Source organism: Streptomyces sp. NPDC047028, assembly GCF_040644095.1.
Taxonomy (GTDB): Bacteria; Actinomycetota; Actinomycetes; order Streptomycetales; family Streptomycetaceae; genus Streptomyces.
Genome location: NZ_JBEYVS010000014.1, coordinates 33961 through 49556 on the forward strand (window position 1 = coordinate 33961; position 15596 = coordinate 49556).

The following is a 15596-nucleotide window of genomic DNA, read 5'->3' on the forward strand; positions in this document are numbered from 1 at the left end:
GAACATGGGGAACGGGTCTCTCAGCGGTGCGGTGATCGCGGTGGCGGGCGCGGGCGGTCCCGCGGGCCGCGCGGCGCTGATCCGGCTCGCCGAGGCCGGCGCGACGGTCGTCGGCTCGGACAACAACCCGGAGCGCCTGGCGGAGGCCGTGGACGCGGCCCGCTACGCGCGCGGCGGCGCCACGGTCACCGGTGAGACGGTCGACCTGCTCGACCTCGGCTCGGCCCGTGAGTGGGCCGCGCGCATCGAGAAGGACCACGGCCGCGTCGACGGCCTGGTGCACCTGGTCGGCGGCTGGCGCGGCGGAGCGGGCTTCGCCGACACCGACCTCACCGACTGGGACCTGCTGGAGAAGCTGCTCGTCCGCACGGTGCAGCACACGTCCCTGGCGTTCTTCGACGGCCTGCAGCGCAGCGACCGCGGCCGGTACGTGCTGATCAGCGCCGCCGGAGCGTCGAAGCCGACCGCCGGCAACGCCGCCTACTCCGCCGCCAAGGCCGCGGCCGAGGCCTGGACGCTCGCCATGGCCGACGGCTTCCGCAAGGCGGGGGGCGAGCAGGGCCCCGGCTCGGCGGCTGCCATCCTGGTGGTGAAGGCGCTGGTGCACGACGCGATGCGCGCCGAACGCCCCAACGCGAAGTTCGCGGGCTTCACGGACGTCAAGGACCTGGCCGAGGCCGTCGAGGGCGTCTGGAGCAAGACCGCCGCCGAAGTGAACGGAAACCGTCTGTGGCTGACCGAGAAGCCGTGAACCCTCCCAGGACCGACGCGCGTCGCCACCACGACCCGGAGGTCCGCGGTTTCGCCAGCGACAACTACGCGGGCGCGCACCCGGAGGTGATGGCCGCGCTGGCCCTGGCCAACGGCGGCCACCAGGTGTCGTACGGCGAGGACGACTACACCGAGAACCTCCAGGGCATCGTCCGGAGCCACTTCGGGGCCACCGCGGAGGCCTTCCCCGTCTTCAACGGCACCGGCGCGAACGTCGTCGCGCTCCAGGCGGTCACCGACCGCTGGGGCGCGGTGATCTGCGCCGAGAGCGCGCACATCAACGTCGACGAGGGCGGCGCCCCCGAGCGCATGGGCGGCCTGAAGCTGCTCACCGTGCCCACGCCGGACGGCAAGCTCACGCCCGAGCTGATCGACCGGCAGGCCTGGGGCTTCGACGACGAGCACCGGGCGATGCCCCAGGTCGTGTCGATCACCCAGAGCACCGAACTGGGCACCCTCTACACGGTGGAGGAGATCCGCGCGATCTGCGAGCACGCCCACGCCCACGGCATGCGCGTGCACCTGGACGGCTCCCGGATAGCCAACGCCGCCGCCTCCCTGGACGTGCCCATGCGCACGTTCACCAACGCGGTCGGCGTCGACATCCTCTCGCTGGGCGGGACGAAGAACGGCGCGCTGTTCGGCGAGGCCGTCGTGGTGATCAACCAGGACGCCGTACGGCACATGAAGCACCTGCGCAAGCTGTCCATGCAGCTCGCCTCCAAGATGCGCTTCGTGTCCGTGCAGCTGGAGGCGCTGCTCGCGAAGGACCTGTGGCTGCGCAACGCCCGCCACGCCAACGAGATGGCGCAGCGGCTCGCCGAGGGCGCGCGACGCGGGGTGCACGGCGTGGAGATCCTCTACCCGGTGCAGGCCAACGGCGTCTTCGCCCGGTTGCCGCACGAGGTGACCGAGCGGCTGCAGAAGCGGTTCCGGTTCTACTTCTGGGACGAGGCCGCCGGTGACGTGCGCTGGATGTGCTCCTTCGACACGACGGAGGACGACGTCGACGCGTTCGTGGCGGCGCTCAAGGAGGAGATGGCGCGCTAGCGCACGCCGGGACGGTGCACGAAAGGCGCTCACCCCAGGAGCCGACGGCCCTCGGGTGAGCGCCTTTGCGCCGTACGCCGTGTCAGTGCGCCTGGGCCGCCCGCAGCTGTTCCTGGGTCGGGGCGGTGCCTCCCAGGTGAGCGGGGAGCCACCAGGAGTCCTCCGGGCCCTTGGGCCGCGCGGGGTAGGCACGCTGGGCGGCCTCCAGCAGCTCCTGGACGCGCTCGCGCAGGCGGCGGGTGATGGCGCCCGCGTACTGGTCGCGCGGCGCCTCGACCGGCTCGCCGACCCGGACGGTGATCGGGGTGTGGCTGCGCTTGAAGTTGCGCGGGTGCCCCTTGGTCCACAGCCGCTGCGTGCCCCACACAGCCATCGGCACGAGCGGGACGCCGGCCTCCTGGGCCAGCCGCGCCGCACCGGACTTGAAGCTCTTCAGCGTGAACGACTGCGAGATCGTGGCCTCCGGGAACACCCCGATGATCTCGCCCGAGCGCAGCGAGTCCAGCGCGTGCGCGTAGGCCGCCTCGCCCTGCCCGCGGTCCACCGGGATGTGCTTCATCCCGCGCATCAGCGGCCCCGACACCTTGTGCCGGAACACGGACTCCTTCGCCATGAAACGCACCAGGCGCTTCTGCGGCAGGGCGGCCAGACCGTCGAAGATGAAGTCCAGGTAGCTGATGTGGTTGCTCACCAGCACGGCACCGCCCGAGCGCGGGATGTTCTCCGACCCCTTGCAGTCGATCTTCAGGTCCCAGACCTTGAACAACGTCTTCGCGAAACCGATGACGGGACGGTAGACCAGCTCTGCCATGGGCGGGACGGACCCTTTCTGCTCTGCTCGGGAAAGGGGCTCCCGGCGGGAAAGTTACGCAGCCGTAGGTTTACGGCGTCTCGCAGATCGTGCCCGAAGAACGAACGGGGGACCAGTCCTGGTGCCCGAGGCCGGGGAGATCCTCGTCACGTCGTACCCGGGCCGTACCGGCCCCGGAACCGCACGCGAGTGCCGGCGGGACCACGGGCCGGAAAGCGGGAATCATCCCGCGACCGGGCATGCTTTCCGTCGGGGACGACATGTCACGGGAAGCGAGGGTGTGCGGTGCGCGGGCGGAACGACGGCGAGCGGCTCCGGGCGGAGGGGAGTACAGGGAGTACGGACGGGGGCAGGGGGCCGAGTGGCGCTGAGGGCGAGCGCCTCGGGGCGGACGACCTGGGGGCCGCGCTCGGCGAGCGGGCCACTCTCGTGCAGTTCAGCAGCGCCTTCTGCGCGCCGTGCCGGGCCACCCGGCGCGTTCTCGGCGAGGTGGCCGCCATGGTCCCGGGCGTGGCCCACGTCGAGATCGACGCCGAGGCCCACCTGGACCTCGTACGCCGCGTACGCGTGGTGAAGACGCCCACCGTGCTGGTGCTCGACGCGGACGGCCGGGTGGTGCGGCGCGCCGCCGGACAGCCCCGCACGGCGGATGTGATCGCGGCTCTCGGCGAGGCTGTGGGCAGCCCAGCGGGTGGCCGCACGGGCACCTCCCGCTCGTCGGGACCGGCTTGACGGGGCCCGCCCCTTGTCGTCAGCCTGACCCCATGCCGATCGAACTCCTTCTCTTCGGACGGGTCCACGTCGATCTCCTGCGCACCGCGAGCGCGGCCTGTCCGAGCCGGTGAGCAGCAACGGACACCGACGTCACCTCCCGCAGAAGGACACGTCCATGACGGCCCTGCACGACCCGGGCACCATCCGGCTCGCCTCGCCCGACCTGCTCCGTGCCACGTTCCGGCGGCACGCCGCCGGCGTCGCCGTGATCACCGCCCGTGGCGCCGCCGGACCGGTCGGCTTCACCGCCACCTCCGTGACCTCCGTCTCCGCCGACCCGCCGATGATCTCCTTCGGCATCGGCACGGGCGCCTCCAGCTGGCCGGCCGTCGCCGGGACCGACCACGTCGGCGTCCACATACTCGGCGAGCACCAGAGCGAGCTGGCCGCCACGTTCGCCCGCAGCGGCGCCGACCGCTTCGGCGCGCCCACCGCCTGGCGTGAGGGCCCGGCGGGCGTACCGGTGCTGGACGGAGTGCAGGCCTGGCTGGTGTGCCGGATCACCGCCCGCGTCCCGGCCGGCGACCACCGGATCGTGCTCGCCGAGGTGGTCCTCGGCGACGCCGGCGGAGACGGCCGCCCGCTCCTCTACCACCAGGGCCGCTTCAACGGTCTGCGGGATTGATCACGCCCCTCCCGTCCTGCGGAGCCGTCGAGTTCCGGTTACGCTGCGTTGCGAAGGTCACAGTTCAAAGCGCTTGCTTAGCGGGCAGGAACTGGGTGTACTGACGAGTAATATTTCGGTCGGAGCGCGCGGACGCCCCGACCGGGATCGGCCGCTTCAGGCGCCTATGCTGCCTGCAAGAGGCAGCCAGGAAATGACGATGCAGTAGGAGAGCCGGCGTGAGCTTGAGGATCGTTGTCACTGTGAAGTACGTGCCCGACGCCACTGGCGACCGGCACTTCGCCGATGACCTGACCGTCGACCGCGACGATGTGGACGGTCTGCTCTCCGAGCTGGACGAGTACGCGGTCGAGCAGGCGCTGCAGATCGCGGAGAACGCGGACGACGCCGAGGTCACCGTGCTGACCATCGGCCCGGAGGACGCCAAGGACGCGCTGCGCAAGGCCCTGTCGATGGGCGCCGACAAGGCGATCCACGTCGAGGACGACGACCTGCACGGCACGGACGCCATCGGCACCTCCCTGGTGCTGGCCAAGGCCATCGAGAAGGCCGGCTACGACGTGGTCATCTCCGGCATGGCCTCCACCGACGGCACCATGGGTGTCGTGCCGGCGCTGGTCGCCGAGCGCCTGGGCGTCCCGCAGGTCACCCTGCTGTCCGAGGTCTCGATCGAGGACGGCACCGTGAAGGGCCGCCGTGACGGCGACGCCGCGAGCGAGCAGCTGGAGGCCTCCCTCCCGGCCGTCGTGTCCGTCACGGACCAGTCGGGCGAGGCGCGTTACCCGTCCTTCAAGGGCATCATGGCCGCCAAGAAGAAGCCGGTGGAGTCCTGGGACCTGTCCGACCTGGACATCGAGGCCGAAGAGGTCGGCCTGGAGGGTGCGTTCACCAAGGTCGAGGCCGCGGCCGAGCGTCCGGCCCGCACGGCCGGCACGATCGTCAAGGACGAGGGCGAGGGCGGCAAGCAGCTCGCCGAGTTCCTCGCGAGCCAGAAGTTCATCTGAGCCCGCACCCGCTGACCGCCCCTCATACCTCGCAAGCAGGAGAGAAGAAGTCCCATGGCTGAAGTCCTCGTCTACGTCGACCACGTGGACGGTGCCGTCCGCAAGCCCACCCTGGAACTGCTGACCCTGGCCCGCCGCGTCGGCGAGCCGGTCGCCCTGGCCGTCGGCAACGGCGCCGCCGACACCGCCGCCGCCCTCGCCGAGCACGGCGCGGTGAAGGTGCTCACCCACGACGCCGCCGAGTACGGCGAGTACCTGGTCGTGCCGAAGGTGGACGCCCTGCAGGCCGCCTACGAGGCCGTGTCCCCGGCCGCCGTGCTGGTCCCGTCCTCCGCCGAGGGCAAGGAGATCGCCGCCCGCCTGGCGCTGCGCATCGGTTCCGGCATCATCACCGACGCCGTCGACCTTGAGGCCGGCGACGAGGGCCCGGTGGCCACCCAGTCGGCGTTCGCCGCGTCCTTCACCACCAAGTCCCGCGTGATCAAGGGCACCCCGGTCATCACGGTCAAGCCGAACTCGGCCGCCGTGGAGGCCGCCCCGGCCGCCGGTGCTGTCGAGGCGCTGTCGGTGTCCTTCTCCGAGAAGGCGACCGGCACGAAGATCACCGGCCGTACCGCCCGTGAGTCGACGGGCCGTCCGGAGCTGACCGAGGCCGCGATCGTGGTCTCCGGTGGCCGCGGTGTCAACGGCGCGGAGAACTTCTCGGTCATCGAGGCCCTCGCCGACTCCCTCGGCGCGGCCGTCGGCGCCTCGCGTGCCGCGGTGGACGCCGGCTGGTACCCGCACACCAACCAGGTCGGCCAGACCGGCAAGTCGGTCTCCCCGCAGCTCTACATCGCCAACGGCATCTCCGGCGCGATCCAGCACCGCGCCGGCATGCAGACCTCGAAGACCATCGTGGCCGTCAACAAGGACGCCGAGGCCCCGATCTTCGACCTGGTCGACTACGGCGTCGTCGGCGACCTCTTCGACGTGGTCCCGCAGCTGACCGAGGAGATCAAGACCCGCAAGGGCTGATCGTCCCTCCGCCGCCCACGGCGTACGAGGCCCCCGTGACCTGCGCGGTCACGGGGGCCTCGGTGCATCCTGGAGGCGTCCGGGCACGGTGACGACGAGGGCGCCCACCGGCTGCCGACCAGTCCCCGGACGGGTGTTGACCAGCGGGAACCACCCCGGATAACTTCATTCTACGGATTGTTGATTCCGCACAGCGGAAAATGGAGGGTGTGGGATGGGTCAGGGCCAGCAGGAGCAGGGCCGGGAGCAGAAGGTCGCGACGAGCCTCGCGGGCGCCGTCAGCGAGGAGATCAGCGCCTCCCTCGCCCCCGTCGACGCGGAGCTGGAGCGCCGCTACCCCGGCGACCCCGGCACCCGGCAGCCCGTCCACACCGTGTACGTCCCCGGAGACGCCTTCGCCGCCGACACCCTCCGCTCCTGGGGCGACCAGGCCCTCGCCGCCCTCGACGACCACGCCCCGGACGCCGCCTCGTTCGCCGCCGTGCTCGGCCTCTCCGACGAGCTCGCCGAGCCGGTCCACTCCCGCGTCCGCGCCAAGCTGGAGCGCGAGCCCATCGAAGACCTGCGCGTCGACTTCGAGGACGGCTACGGCCCCCGCCCGGACGCCGAGGAGGATGCCGCGACCGCGCGGGCCGCCCGGCTGATCGCCGAGGCGTACCGGAACGGCACGGCCGCGCCGTACATGGGCATCCGCATGAAGTGCATGGAGGCCGCCGTACGCGACCGGGGCATCCGCACCCTCGACGTGTTCCTCACCACCCTGATGGAGCACGGCGGACTGCCCGACGGGCTGGTGCTGACCCTGCCGAAGGTGACCTACGCCGAACAGGTCACCGCCTTCGCCCGGCTCCTGGAGGCGTTCGAGAAGGTTCACGCCCTGGAACCCGGGCGCCTCGGCTTCGAGATCCAGATCGAGACCAGCCAGTCCATCCTGGCCACCGACGGCACGGCCGCCGTCGCCCGGATGATCCAGGCCGCCGAGGGCCGCGCCACCGGCCTGCACTACGGCACCTTCGACTACAGCGCCTGCCTCGGCGTCTCCGCCGCCTACCAGGCCAGCGACCACCCGGCGGCCGACCACGCCAAGGCCGTCATGCAGGTCGCCGCGGCCGGCACCGGCGTACGCGTCTCGGACGGCTCCACCAACGTCCTGCCGGTCGGCCCGACGGCCAAGGTCCACGACGCCTGGCGGCTGCACTACGGCCTCACCCGCCGCGCTCTCGCCCGCGCCTACTACCAGGGCTGGGACATGCACCCCGGTCACATCCCGACCCGCTACGCGGCCGTCTTCGCCTTCTACCGCGAGGGCTTCGAGCAGGCCGCGGCCCGTCTCGCCCGGTACGCCAACCGGGCCGGCGGCGACGTGATGGACGAGCCCGCCACCGCCAAGGCTCTCAGCGGCTACCTGCTGCGCGGCCTGGACTGCGGCGCTCTCGACATCGCCGAGGTGGCCCGCCTCTCGGGCCTGACCCGCGCGGACCTGGAAGGCTTCGCCTCCCCTCGCCGCGGCGACCTGACAGCCTCCACCAAGTAGCCCCCGCCGAGCACCTGCCGCCCCGCACCCCGGACCCCGCCCGACACCAGAGCGGACACCGGGGAGCGGGGCGGTCGCACGTCCGGGCGGCGGGGCGGTCGTACGCGGTGGCTCAGTCCGCGGGCCGGAGTTCGCCCGAGCCGCGGGTGATGAGGCGGGTCGGGAGTTCGATGCGCTCCGGGGCCACGGGGGTGCCGTCGAGGCGGCGGAAGAGGCGCTCGGCGGCCGTGCGGCCGAGGGCGGCCGCGTCCTGGGCGACGACCGTGACCCCCGGACGGAGCAGGTCGGCCAGTTCGATGTCGTCGAAACCGACCAGCGCGACCGGGCGGGACTGCTCGGCGAGGACGCGGATGACGGTGACCGTGACCCGGTTGTTGCCCGCGAAGACCGCCGTGACGGGGGAGGGGCCCGTCAGCATCTCCTCGGTGGCCCGGCGCACCCGCTCGGGGCTGGTCGTGCCGAGCGACATCCAGCGCTCGTCCACGGCTATCCCCGCGTCCTCCATGGCGGACCGGTAGCCGCGCAGCCGCTCGGCGGCGGTGTGGATGCGCGGCATGTCGCCGATGAACCCGATCCGGCGGTGGCCGTGCGCGATCAGATGGGCCACGCCGTCGCGGGCGCCCCCGTGGTTGTCGGCGAGGACGACGTCCGCGTCGATCTTCCCCGCCGGACGGTCCACGAACACCGTCGCCACGCCCGCCCGGATCTCCGGCTCCAGGTACCGGTGGTCGTCCCCGGCCGGGATCACCACCAGCCCGTCCACCCGCCGTGCACACAGGGCCAGCGCCAACTCCTGCTCGCGCTCGGGGTCCTCGGCGCTGGAGCCGTTGATCAGCAGGGCGCCGTGCGAGCGGGCCACCTCCTCGACGGCCCGGCTGAGAGGGCCGTAGAACGGGTCCGCGAGGTCCTCCAGGACGAGGCCGATGCTGGCCGTGCGGCCCTTGCGCAGCACCCGGGCGCTGTCGTTGCGGCGGAAGCCCAGGGCTTCGATGGCCTCCTGCACGCGGCGCTCGGTGTCCGGGGTGACGCCGGGCTCGCCGTTCACCACCCGGGAGACCGTCTTCAGGCCCACTCCGGCCCGCGCTGCCACGTCCTTCATCGTCGGACGGTTGCCGTAGCGGGTCCCGGAGAGGTGGTCTGCGCGGCGGGTGGTCTCGGGCACGATGCGGCGTCCTGTCCTGTCGTCCGTGCAGGCCCCACTGGGTGCTCTGCGTCGATCCATGGGCTTGTATGAGGATGTGGCGTCGAGCATAGAGCCTGGACAACGTTGTCAGCTGCGCGAGAGACTGTCCACCGCTGTCCCGGGCCCGCGCCCCCACCGCGACCGGCCTGCTGCTTCGCCTTCATAAGCACGGTTGAACGGGGAGATCTGACTCTGATGCACACGGACCTGGTGGCCGCCCTGGACATCGGCGGCACCAAGATCGCCGGCGCGCTCGTGGACGGCCACGGCCGCCTCCACGCCCGCGCCCAGCGCCCGACGCCCGCGCGACAGGACGGCGACACGGTCATGCGGGCCGTGGAGGAGGTGCTCGGCGACCTCGCCGGGTCGCCCCTGTGGGGACGTGCCGCCTCCGTCGGCATCGGCAGCGCCGGACCCGTCGACGCCTCGGCCGGCACCGTGAGCCCCGTCAACGTGCCCGGCTGGCGCGGCTTCCCGCTGGTGGAGCGGGTGAGTGCGGCGACCGGGGGACTGCCGGTCGAGCTGATCGGTGACGGAGTGGCGATCACCGCCGCCGAGCACTGGCAGGGCGCCGCGCGCGGCCACGCCAACGCGCTGTGCATGGTCGTCTCCACGGGCGTCGGGGGCGGCCTGGTGCTGAACGGGCGGCTGCATCCCGGTCCGACCGGCAACGCCGGGCACATCGGGCACATCAGCGTCGACCTCGACGGCGACCCCTGCCCGTGCGGTGCGCGCGGCTGTGTCGAGCGCATCGCCAGCGGACCGAACATCGCCCGCCGCGCCCGGGAGCAGGGCTGGCGGCCGGGCCCCGACGAGGACGCCTCCGCCGCCGCGGTGGCGGCCGCCGCGAGGGCGGGCGACCCGGTCGCGGTGGCCTCCTTCGAGCGGGCCGCGCAGGCGCTGGCCGCCGGCATCGCGGCCACCGCGACCCTCGTCGAGATCGACATCGCGGTGATCGGCGGTGGCGTGGCCAAGTCCGGTGACGTGCTGTTCACACCGCTGCGCAAGGCCCTTACCGACTACGCGACCCTGTCCTTCGTACGTCACCTGGAGATCACCCCCGCCCAGATGGGCACGGACGCCGGCCTGGTCGGCGCGGCCGCCGCGGCCCTCGCCCGCCGGACGGACACCGCCCCGGTCTGACGGCCGACCGACAGGAACGTTCCGCCACCCGGCCGGCAGGAACGTTCCCCCTGCCGCTGCCGCTGCCGCTGCCGCTGCCGCTGCCGCTGCCGCTGCCGCTGCCGACGGAGTCCGGTCGGACGGCGGCTGTTCACCGGAACTCGTGGACCACGTCGATCGTGCCGACGATGTGGGTGTTGAACTCGGCCAGCTCCTCCGCCGGCACCCACAGCTCCAGGATGGTCTCGCCGCCCGCCTGCCGGACCGGGTAGCGGGAGACGAACTCCGTGTCGACCTCGAACCGGGTCACGAACCCGGCACCGTCGTGCTTGACGTTCCAGTCCCGCGCGATCCTGATCGCGTAGTCCTCATCGAGGACCGGGTAGAAGATCGGCTGCTCAGGCAGCCGGGGCGGCCAGGCCCGCCACTCCAGCTCGCGGACGAGCTCCAGCTCGGCGGGGCCGGTGGGACGCCAGAGGGTCGTCGTCGGGCGGGGGCTGGTCATGCTGCCGCTCTCCTGGTGGGGCCCGTCGCCGGGACGGACGGGCGGGGTCCGCACGCTACCGGCGGGCCGGGCGGGTGATCCACTTGTTTACGGCCGGGTGGTGCGGCCGGTGGCCGGAGCGCACGCCGCGTCTCTCACGCCGACGGGTGCGTGACCCAGCGGCCGCGCGCACAGTTGATCCCGGCATGAAGAAGCGCAGCATGCTCGCCCTCGCCACGCTCGCCACCGGGTTCGTCGTGGCCGCCGTCACCCCGTCCCACGCCGCGGACCACGCCCCCAAGGACGACCTCAAGATCTCCGGCACGCTCGACGACGTACAGCAGCTCGTCAGCCAGGACAGCCTGGCCATCGACCACAACGCCCTCGGGCAGCAGTAGCAAGCCCGTCACGCGGCCCCGTCACGCGGCCCGGTGCCGGCGCCCCGCCACGGGGTGCCGGCACCGTCGTTCCCAGCGCCCTCAACTGGACGTGGTTTCCGTGGCAGGGTGGAGCGGGCAAGCCCCAGGGGGCCAACAGAAGAGGGGGAACCGTGACCGTCGTCTGGATCAACGGCGCGTTCGGTGCGGGAAAGACCACCACCGCACGGGAACTGATCGAACTGATCCCGCACAGCACGCTCTTCGACCCGGAGGTCATCGGCGGTGCGCTCCGGCACCTGCTGCCGGCCAAACGCCTCGCCGAGGCCGGCGACTACCAGGACCTCCCGGTCTGGCGCCGGCTCGTGATCGACACGGCGGCCGCCCTGCTCGCCGACCTGGGCGGCACCCTCGTGGTCCCCATGACCCTGCTCCGCCAGGAGTACCGCGACGAGATCTTCGGCGGGCTGGCCGCCCGCCGGATCGCCGTACGTCATGTGCTCCTCGCCCCGGCTGAAACGATCCTGCGCGAGCGGATAGCGGACCGCGAGATCCCGCCGGACCCGACCGACGGCGAGATACGGATGCGCCAGTGGTCCTACGACCACATCGAGCCCTACCGCGCCGCCCTCGCCTCCTGGCTCACCGCCGACGCCCACCTCGTCGACACCAGCGCGCTCACGCCGTACGAGACCGCCGTCCGCATCGCCGATTCCGTCGGCTCCGGGGACGTGGCCCCGTGCGAGATCGTGCAGACCCCGGAGCCCACCGCCGAGACCCTCGCGGCCGGGGTCCTCCTCTTCGACGAGCAGGACCGGGTGCTGCTCGTGGATCCCACCTACAAGGCCGGCTGGGAGTTCCCCGGCGGAGTGGTCGAGCGCGGCGAGGCCCCGGCCCGCGCCGGCATGCGCGAGGTCGCGGAGGAGACCGGGATACGGCTGCGGGAGGTGCCCCGGCTGCTCGTCGTGGACTGGGAACGGCCCGTGCCCCCGGGCTACGGCGGCCTGCGGCTGCTGTTCGACGGCGGCCGGCTGGACCCCGCCGCGGCCGGCCGGGTGCTGCTGCCGGGCCCCGAACTGCGCGACTGGCGCTTCGTCACCGAGCAGGAGGCCGCCGGGATGCTGCCCCCCGTGCGCTACGAGCGGCTGCGCTGGGCGCTGCGCGCCCGGGAACGCGGGGCCGCACTGTATCTGGAGGCGGGCGTACCGGTCGGCTGACGGACCGTCTGAACGGGGGATTGTGCCCGGTCCGGGTCCTTCCGAGACACAAGCGAGGGGCTGTACGAGAACGAGACCCTGGGCCTGGTTGGGGGAGTCCGGCTCCGGGAAGACCACGGTCGCCCCGCACGCTGCTGGGCCTGGAACGGGCCACCTCCGGAGGGGTGCGCTTCGGCGGACACGAGCTGACCGAGCTGAGCAGACGCCGCATGCGGCCGCTGCGCCGCGAGCTGCAGATCGTCTTCCAGGACCCGGATCATCGTCCAGGGCGACATGCCGAACCCGGTCCGCCCGCCGAGCGGATGCCGCTTCCGCACCCGCTGCCCCAAGTCTGCCCAGCAGCTCACCGAGTCCGAGCGCACGGCCTGCGTGGAGGAGGTGCCGGCACTGGTCGACCGGGGCGGTGGCAAATCCCGTGGCTTGCCACTACGCCGAGAGCATCGAGCTGTTGTAGGCGCCGCGCAGCTCCTGCTCCGGGTACGGCGTCAGCCGGCTGTCGTGCACCAGCCGCCGGCTGAAGTCGCCCATGATCACGGCGAGCGGCGCGAGACGGGTCAGGAGGTCGGCGGCGGCCGGCGGGACTCCCTCGGGGCGGACACCGCAAGCCCAGGCCCTGACGTGCTCGTCCCGCTCCTCCCGGCCGTATCCGTACAGTTCGGCGGCGAGCCGGATGACCAGGTGGTTGGCGGTGTAGACGCGGTCGTAGTCCCGGTGCCGGCCGAAGAACTCCCGTTCTGCGTCGTCCAGTCGGAACCCGGAACCTAGAGCGAGCCCGAAGTCGGTGAGGTACAGGGCGCGGCCGTCGGTCAGGATGTTGTCGAAATGGGCGTCCAGATGGAGCAGTCCCAAGGCGTGCAGCGCGTCGGTCAGCGCGGTCAGGCCCCGCGCCACCCGCAGGCAGGCCGCGTCGGCCCGGTCCGAGTGGAGTTCGGCGCCGAACCGGTCGCCCAGGCTGTGCGGGACGTACTCCAGGAACAGCGCCAGACTCGCGGAGGCCGACCGCAGTCCCTCGATGCGCGCCCGTGACTTGGGCCCCCAGTAGGCCACCGCCCGCTCCACGTCGGCGAGTTCACCGTGCAGCGGCTGGGGCTCCTCGGGCAGGACGCGCCAGTGGTGCAGCAGCGGGAAGCCCGGGAAGCCGCCGTTCAGCAGGTGCCCGGTGGTCAGCGTGTGCGCGGCCAGTTCGCGCCAGGCCGTGTAGCCGGGGCTGCCGATGCCGTAGTGACAGTACGGCGGCAGCCCGAACAGGTTGGCCGTGGACCGCTCGTTGCCGGGCCGCCGCTCCAGGTCCGTCAGGGGCACCCGCTTCACGAACACCGGGCGATCGTCCACCGTCAGCCGTACGGACCTGCCGCCGATGCCGGTACCGAGGGGCTCGGCCTCCGCAAGCCGTGCGGCCAGCTCGCGGTCGTCCAGCCGGGCGAGGGAGGCGGCGATCCGGGCGTGGGCGGCGAAGCGCTCGGCGGTCATGCCCCCATGATCAGCCCCCGGCGGCCCGCCTGTCCGCCGCTTTCCGCAGGGCCGCCGCGGCCCCGCCCACCACCGGCTCACCGTGTCCGAAGCACGCCACGTCCACGTCCAGCTCCGCCAGCCGGTGGAAGGAGGCGAGGAGTTGGTCCTTGTCCAGGTTGAACACACCCGGGATCACGGAGCCGTCGACGGGGGACGCGGCCACGGTGTCACCGGTGAACAGCACGCCCTCGCAGGGGAGCAGAAGCGCGATGCTGCCGTCCGTGTGGCCCGGCACATGGAGCACCCGGGCGCCGCCACCGAAGTCGAGCACCTCGCCGTCGGTGACGGGTGTGACCCGTTCAGGATGCGTCGGCTCACCCTGGGGCAGGTGCCGGGCCACCTCGGCCCGGATCGGCCGCTCCCAGTCCTCCAGGCGCGGTTGTGGGCCCGGGAATTCGCCCGTGACGAAGGGCGCGTCCAGGGGATGGGCGAACGCCTCGGCGCCGCTGAGCGCGGCCAGTTCGGCGGCCCCGCCGACGTGGTCCTCGTGGAAGTGGGTCAGGACGATCCGCCGTATGTCTCCGGGCGAGCGGCCCATCGACGTGATCGCGTCGGCGATCGGCCGGGCCGATCCGATCGTCCCGGAGTCGATCAGCGTCAGCGCGTCGCCGTCGTGCCAGAGATAGGCCTGGCCGACGGTGAAGCGCAGGAGGTGGAGGCGGGGGAGGAGCTGGATGACGTCCATGCGCCGACCGTAGGGAGCGCCCCCGCCGGGCGGCGAGGGCGCTCTGCCCGTGGCAGAAGGGTTCAGCTCGCGGCGTAGTTGCGCAGGAAGAGGGCCTCGGCGACCGACAGCCGCTCCAGTTCCTCCGGGGACACGCTCTCGTTGACCGCGTGGATCTGCGCCTCCGGCTCGCTCAGCCCGATCAGGAGGATCTCCGCCTGCGGGTAGAGGCCGGCGAGGGTGTTGCACAGCGGGATGGAGCCGCCCTGGCCGGCGTACTGCATGGTCTCGCCCGGGTAGGCGACCGCCATCGCGTCGGCCATCGCCTGGTAGGCCGGGCTGGAGGTGTCGGCGCGGAAGGGCTGGCCCTGGCCGATCTGTTCGGTGGTGACCCGGGCGCCCCACGGGGTGTGCGCCTCGATGTGGGCCTGGAGCAGCTTGGTCGCCTCCGCCGCGTCCACGCCCGGCGGCACCCGCAGGCTGACCAGCGCGCGGGCCCCGGCCTGCACCGACGGGGTGGCGCCGACGACCGGCGGGCAGTCGATGCCGAGGACCGTGACGGCCGGGCGGGCCCAGATGCGGTCGGCGACCGAGCCGCCGCCGATCAGGCCGACCCCGTCGAGCACCCTGGCGTCCCCGCGGAACTGCTCCTCGGTGTACTCCAGACCGTCCCAGCGGGCGCCGGCGTCCAGACCGTCGATCGTGGTCGAGCCGTCCTCGGCGCGCAGCGAGTCCAGGACCCGGACCAGAGCGGCCAGCGCGTCCGGGGCGGCGCCGCCGAACTGGCCCGAGTGCAGGTTGCCGGCGAGGGTCTCGACCTGCACGCGGAGCAGGGTCATGCCGCGCAGGGTGGTGGTCACCGTGGGCAGACCGACGCGGAAGTTGCCCGAGTCGCCGATCACGATGGTGTCCGCCGTCAGCAGCTCGGGGTGCTGCTCGGCGTAGCGCTCCAGGCCGCCCGTGCCCTGCTCCTCCGAGCCTTCGACGATGACCTTGACGTGGACCGGGACACCGCCGTCGGCCTTCAGGGCGCGCAGCGCGAGCAGGTGCATGATCAGGCCGCCCTTGCAGTCGGCGGTCCCGCGGCCGTACCAGCGGCCGTCACGCTCGGTCAGCTCGAACGGCGGGGTGGCCCAGCCGGCCTCGTCCAGCGGGGGCTGCACGTCGTAGTGGGCGTAGAGCAGAACCGTTTTGGCGCCCTCCGGGCCCGGCAGGTAGCCGTACACCGACTGGGTGCCGTCCGGGGTGTCCAGCACGGCCACGTCGGTGAAGCCCTCGGCGCGCAGGGCGGTCACGATCCAGTTCGCGGCGCCCTCGCTCTCGCTCCTCGGGAACTGGTCGAAGTCCGCGACCGACCGGAAGGCGACCAGCTCGGTCAGCTCCGCCTTCGCCCGGGGCAGCAGCGAGGCGACGGTCTCGGCGACCGGATTCGACGACATGGGCACGCTCCT

Annotated in this window: 17 protein-coding genes; 11 read left to right on the top strand and 6 right to left on the bottom strand. The window is 72.7% G+C overall.

The genetic code is table 11. The annotated features are described in order from the left end of the window. The first annotated feature begins 4 nt into the window (after positions 1 to 4). Entirely contained in the window at positions 5 to 751 is a 747-nt protein-coding gene (locus tag ABZ854_RS14885; protein ID WP_361209709.1) for an SDR family oxidoreductase, read from the top strand. Then, on the top strand, positions 748 to 1821 hold the full coding sequence (locus ABZ854_RS14890; protein ID WP_361209712.1) for a low specificity L-threonine aldolase: 1074 nt from the start codon (positions 748 to 750) through the stop codon (positions 1819 to 1821). The genes ABZ854_RS14885 and ABZ854_RS14890 overlap by 4 nt, the downstream gene beginning before the upstream one ends. A gap of 82 nt (positions 1822 to 1903) precedes the next feature. On the opposite strand, the gene ABZ854_RS14895 is transcribed toward ABZ854_RS14890, so the two are convergent. Then, entirely contained in the window at positions 1904 to 2632 is a 729-nt protein-coding gene (locus ABZ854_RS14895) for a lysophospholipid acyltransferase family protein (protein WP_361209715.1), read from the bottom strand. Positions 2633 to 2917: 285 nt separating this feature from the next. On the opposite strand from ABZ854_RS14895, the gene ABZ854_RS14900 reads away from it, so the two are divergent. The 6 genes from ABZ854_RS14900 to ABZ854_RS14925 all read left to right on the top strand — a co-directional run bounded on the left by ABZ854_RS14900 (position 2918) and on the right by ABZ854_RS14925 (position 7586). Further along, positions 2918 to 3364 carry a thioredoxin family protein gene (locus tag ABZ854_RS14900; protein ID WP_361209718.1) on the top strand — a complete coding sequence of 149 codons (447 nt, stop codon included), beginning with the start codon at positions 2918 to 2920 and terminating at the stop codon, positions 3362 to 3364. A 32-nt stretch (positions 3365 to 3396) separates the two neighbouring features. Beyond that, positions 3397 to 3477: a putative leader peptide gene (locus ABZ854_RS14905; RefSeq protein WP_361210045.1), complete on the top strand. Its 81-nt coding sequence runs from the start codon at positions 3397 to 3399 to the stop codon at positions 3475 to 3477. A 44-nt stretch (positions 3478 to 3521) separates the two neighbouring features. Beyond that, positions 3522 to 4031, top strand: a complete 510-nt coding sequence (locus ABZ854_RS14910; RefSeq protein WP_361209721.1) for a flavin reductase family protein — start codon at positions 3522 to 3524, stop codon at positions 4029 to 4031. 218 nt (positions 4032 to 4249) lie between these two features. Continuing rightward, complete coding sequence (locus ABZ854_RS14915) at positions 4250 to 5035, top strand: electron transfer flavoprotein subunit beta/FixA family protein (RefSeq protein WP_129310946.1); 786 nt, start codon at positions 4250 to 4252, stop codon at positions 5033 to 5035. A gap of 54 nt (positions 5036 to 5089) precedes the next feature. Beyond that, entirely contained in the window at positions 5090 to 6052 is a 963-nt protein-coding gene (locus tag ABZ854_RS14920; protein WP_361209725.1) for an electron transfer flavoprotein subunit alpha/FixB family protein, read from the top strand. A gap of 214 nt (positions 6053 to 6266) precedes the next feature. Further along, complete coding sequence (locus ABZ854_RS14925; RefSeq protein ID WP_361209727.1) at positions 6267 to 7586, top strand: aldolase; 1320 nt, start codon at positions 6267 to 6269, stop codon at positions 7584 to 7586. A 112-nt stretch (positions 7587 to 7698) separates the two neighbouring features. Here ABZ854_RS14925 and ABZ854_RS14930 read toward each other — a convergent pair whose 3' ends face one another. Further along, positions 7699 to 8748 (bottom strand): LacI family DNA-binding transcriptional regulator, encoded by a 1050-nt coding sequence (locus ABZ854_RS14930; RefSeq protein WP_361209730.1) that lies wholly within the window; start codon positions 8746 to 8748, stop codon positions 7699 to 7701. Positions 8749 to 8964: 216 nt separating this feature from the next. Between ABZ854_RS14930 and ABZ854_RS14935 the strand changes: the two genes are divergently transcribed. Next, the gene (locus ABZ854_RS14935) at positions 8965 to 9912 is read left to right on the top strand and encodes an ROK family protein (RefSeq protein ID WP_361209733.1); all 948 of its coding nucleotides are present in this window, start codon (positions 8965 to 8967) and stop codon (positions 9910 to 9912) included. A 130-nt stretch (positions 9913 to 10042) separates the two neighbouring features. On the opposite strand, the gene ABZ854_RS14940 is transcribed toward ABZ854_RS14935, so the two are convergent. Continuing rightward, a complete protein-coding gene (locus tag ABZ854_RS14940; RefSeq protein WP_361209736.1) occupies positions 10043 to 10396 on the bottom strand; it encodes a hypothetical protein in 354 nt (117 codons plus the stop codon). Positions 10397 to 10581: 185 nt separating this feature from the next. Here ABZ854_RS14940 and ABZ854_RS14945 point away from each other — a divergent pair, with 185 nt between their 5' ends. Then, complete coding sequence (locus ABZ854_RS14945) at positions 10582 to 10773, top strand: hypothetical protein (RefSeq protein WP_361209739.1); 192 nt, start codon at positions 10582 to 10584, stop codon at positions 10771 to 10773. Between the two features lie 152 nt (positions 10774 to 10925). Beyond that, complete coding sequence (locus tag ABZ854_RS14950) at positions 10926 to 11969, top strand: NUDIX domain-containing protein (protein ID WP_361209742.1); 1044 nt, start codon at positions 10926 to 10928, stop codon at positions 11967 to 11969. 426 nt (positions 11970 to 12395) lie between these two features. Here the strand turns inward: ABZ854_RS14950 and ABZ854_RS14955 are convergent, their stop codons facing one another. From ABZ854_RS14955 to ABZ854_RS14965, 3 genes are all read right to left on the bottom strand, one after another. Beyond that, the gene (locus ABZ854_RS14955; protein WP_361209745.1) at positions 12396 to 13439 is read right to left on the bottom strand and encodes a protein kinase family protein; all 1044 of its coding nucleotides are present in this window, start codon (positions 13437 to 13439) and stop codon (positions 12396 to 12398) included. 10 nt (positions 13440 to 13449) lie between these two features. Further along, positions 13450 to 14166, bottom strand: a complete 717-nt coding sequence (locus tag ABZ854_RS14960) for an MBL fold metallo-hydrolase (protein ID WP_361209747.1) — start codon at positions 14164 to 14166, stop codon at positions 13450 to 13452. Positions 14167 to 14228: 62 nt separating this feature from the next. After that, entirely contained in the window at positions 14229 to 15584 is a 1356-nt protein-coding gene (locus ABZ854_RS14965; RefSeq protein WP_361209750.1) for a dipeptidase, read from the bottom strand. Between the last annotated feature and the right edge of the window lie 12 nt (positions 15585 to 15596).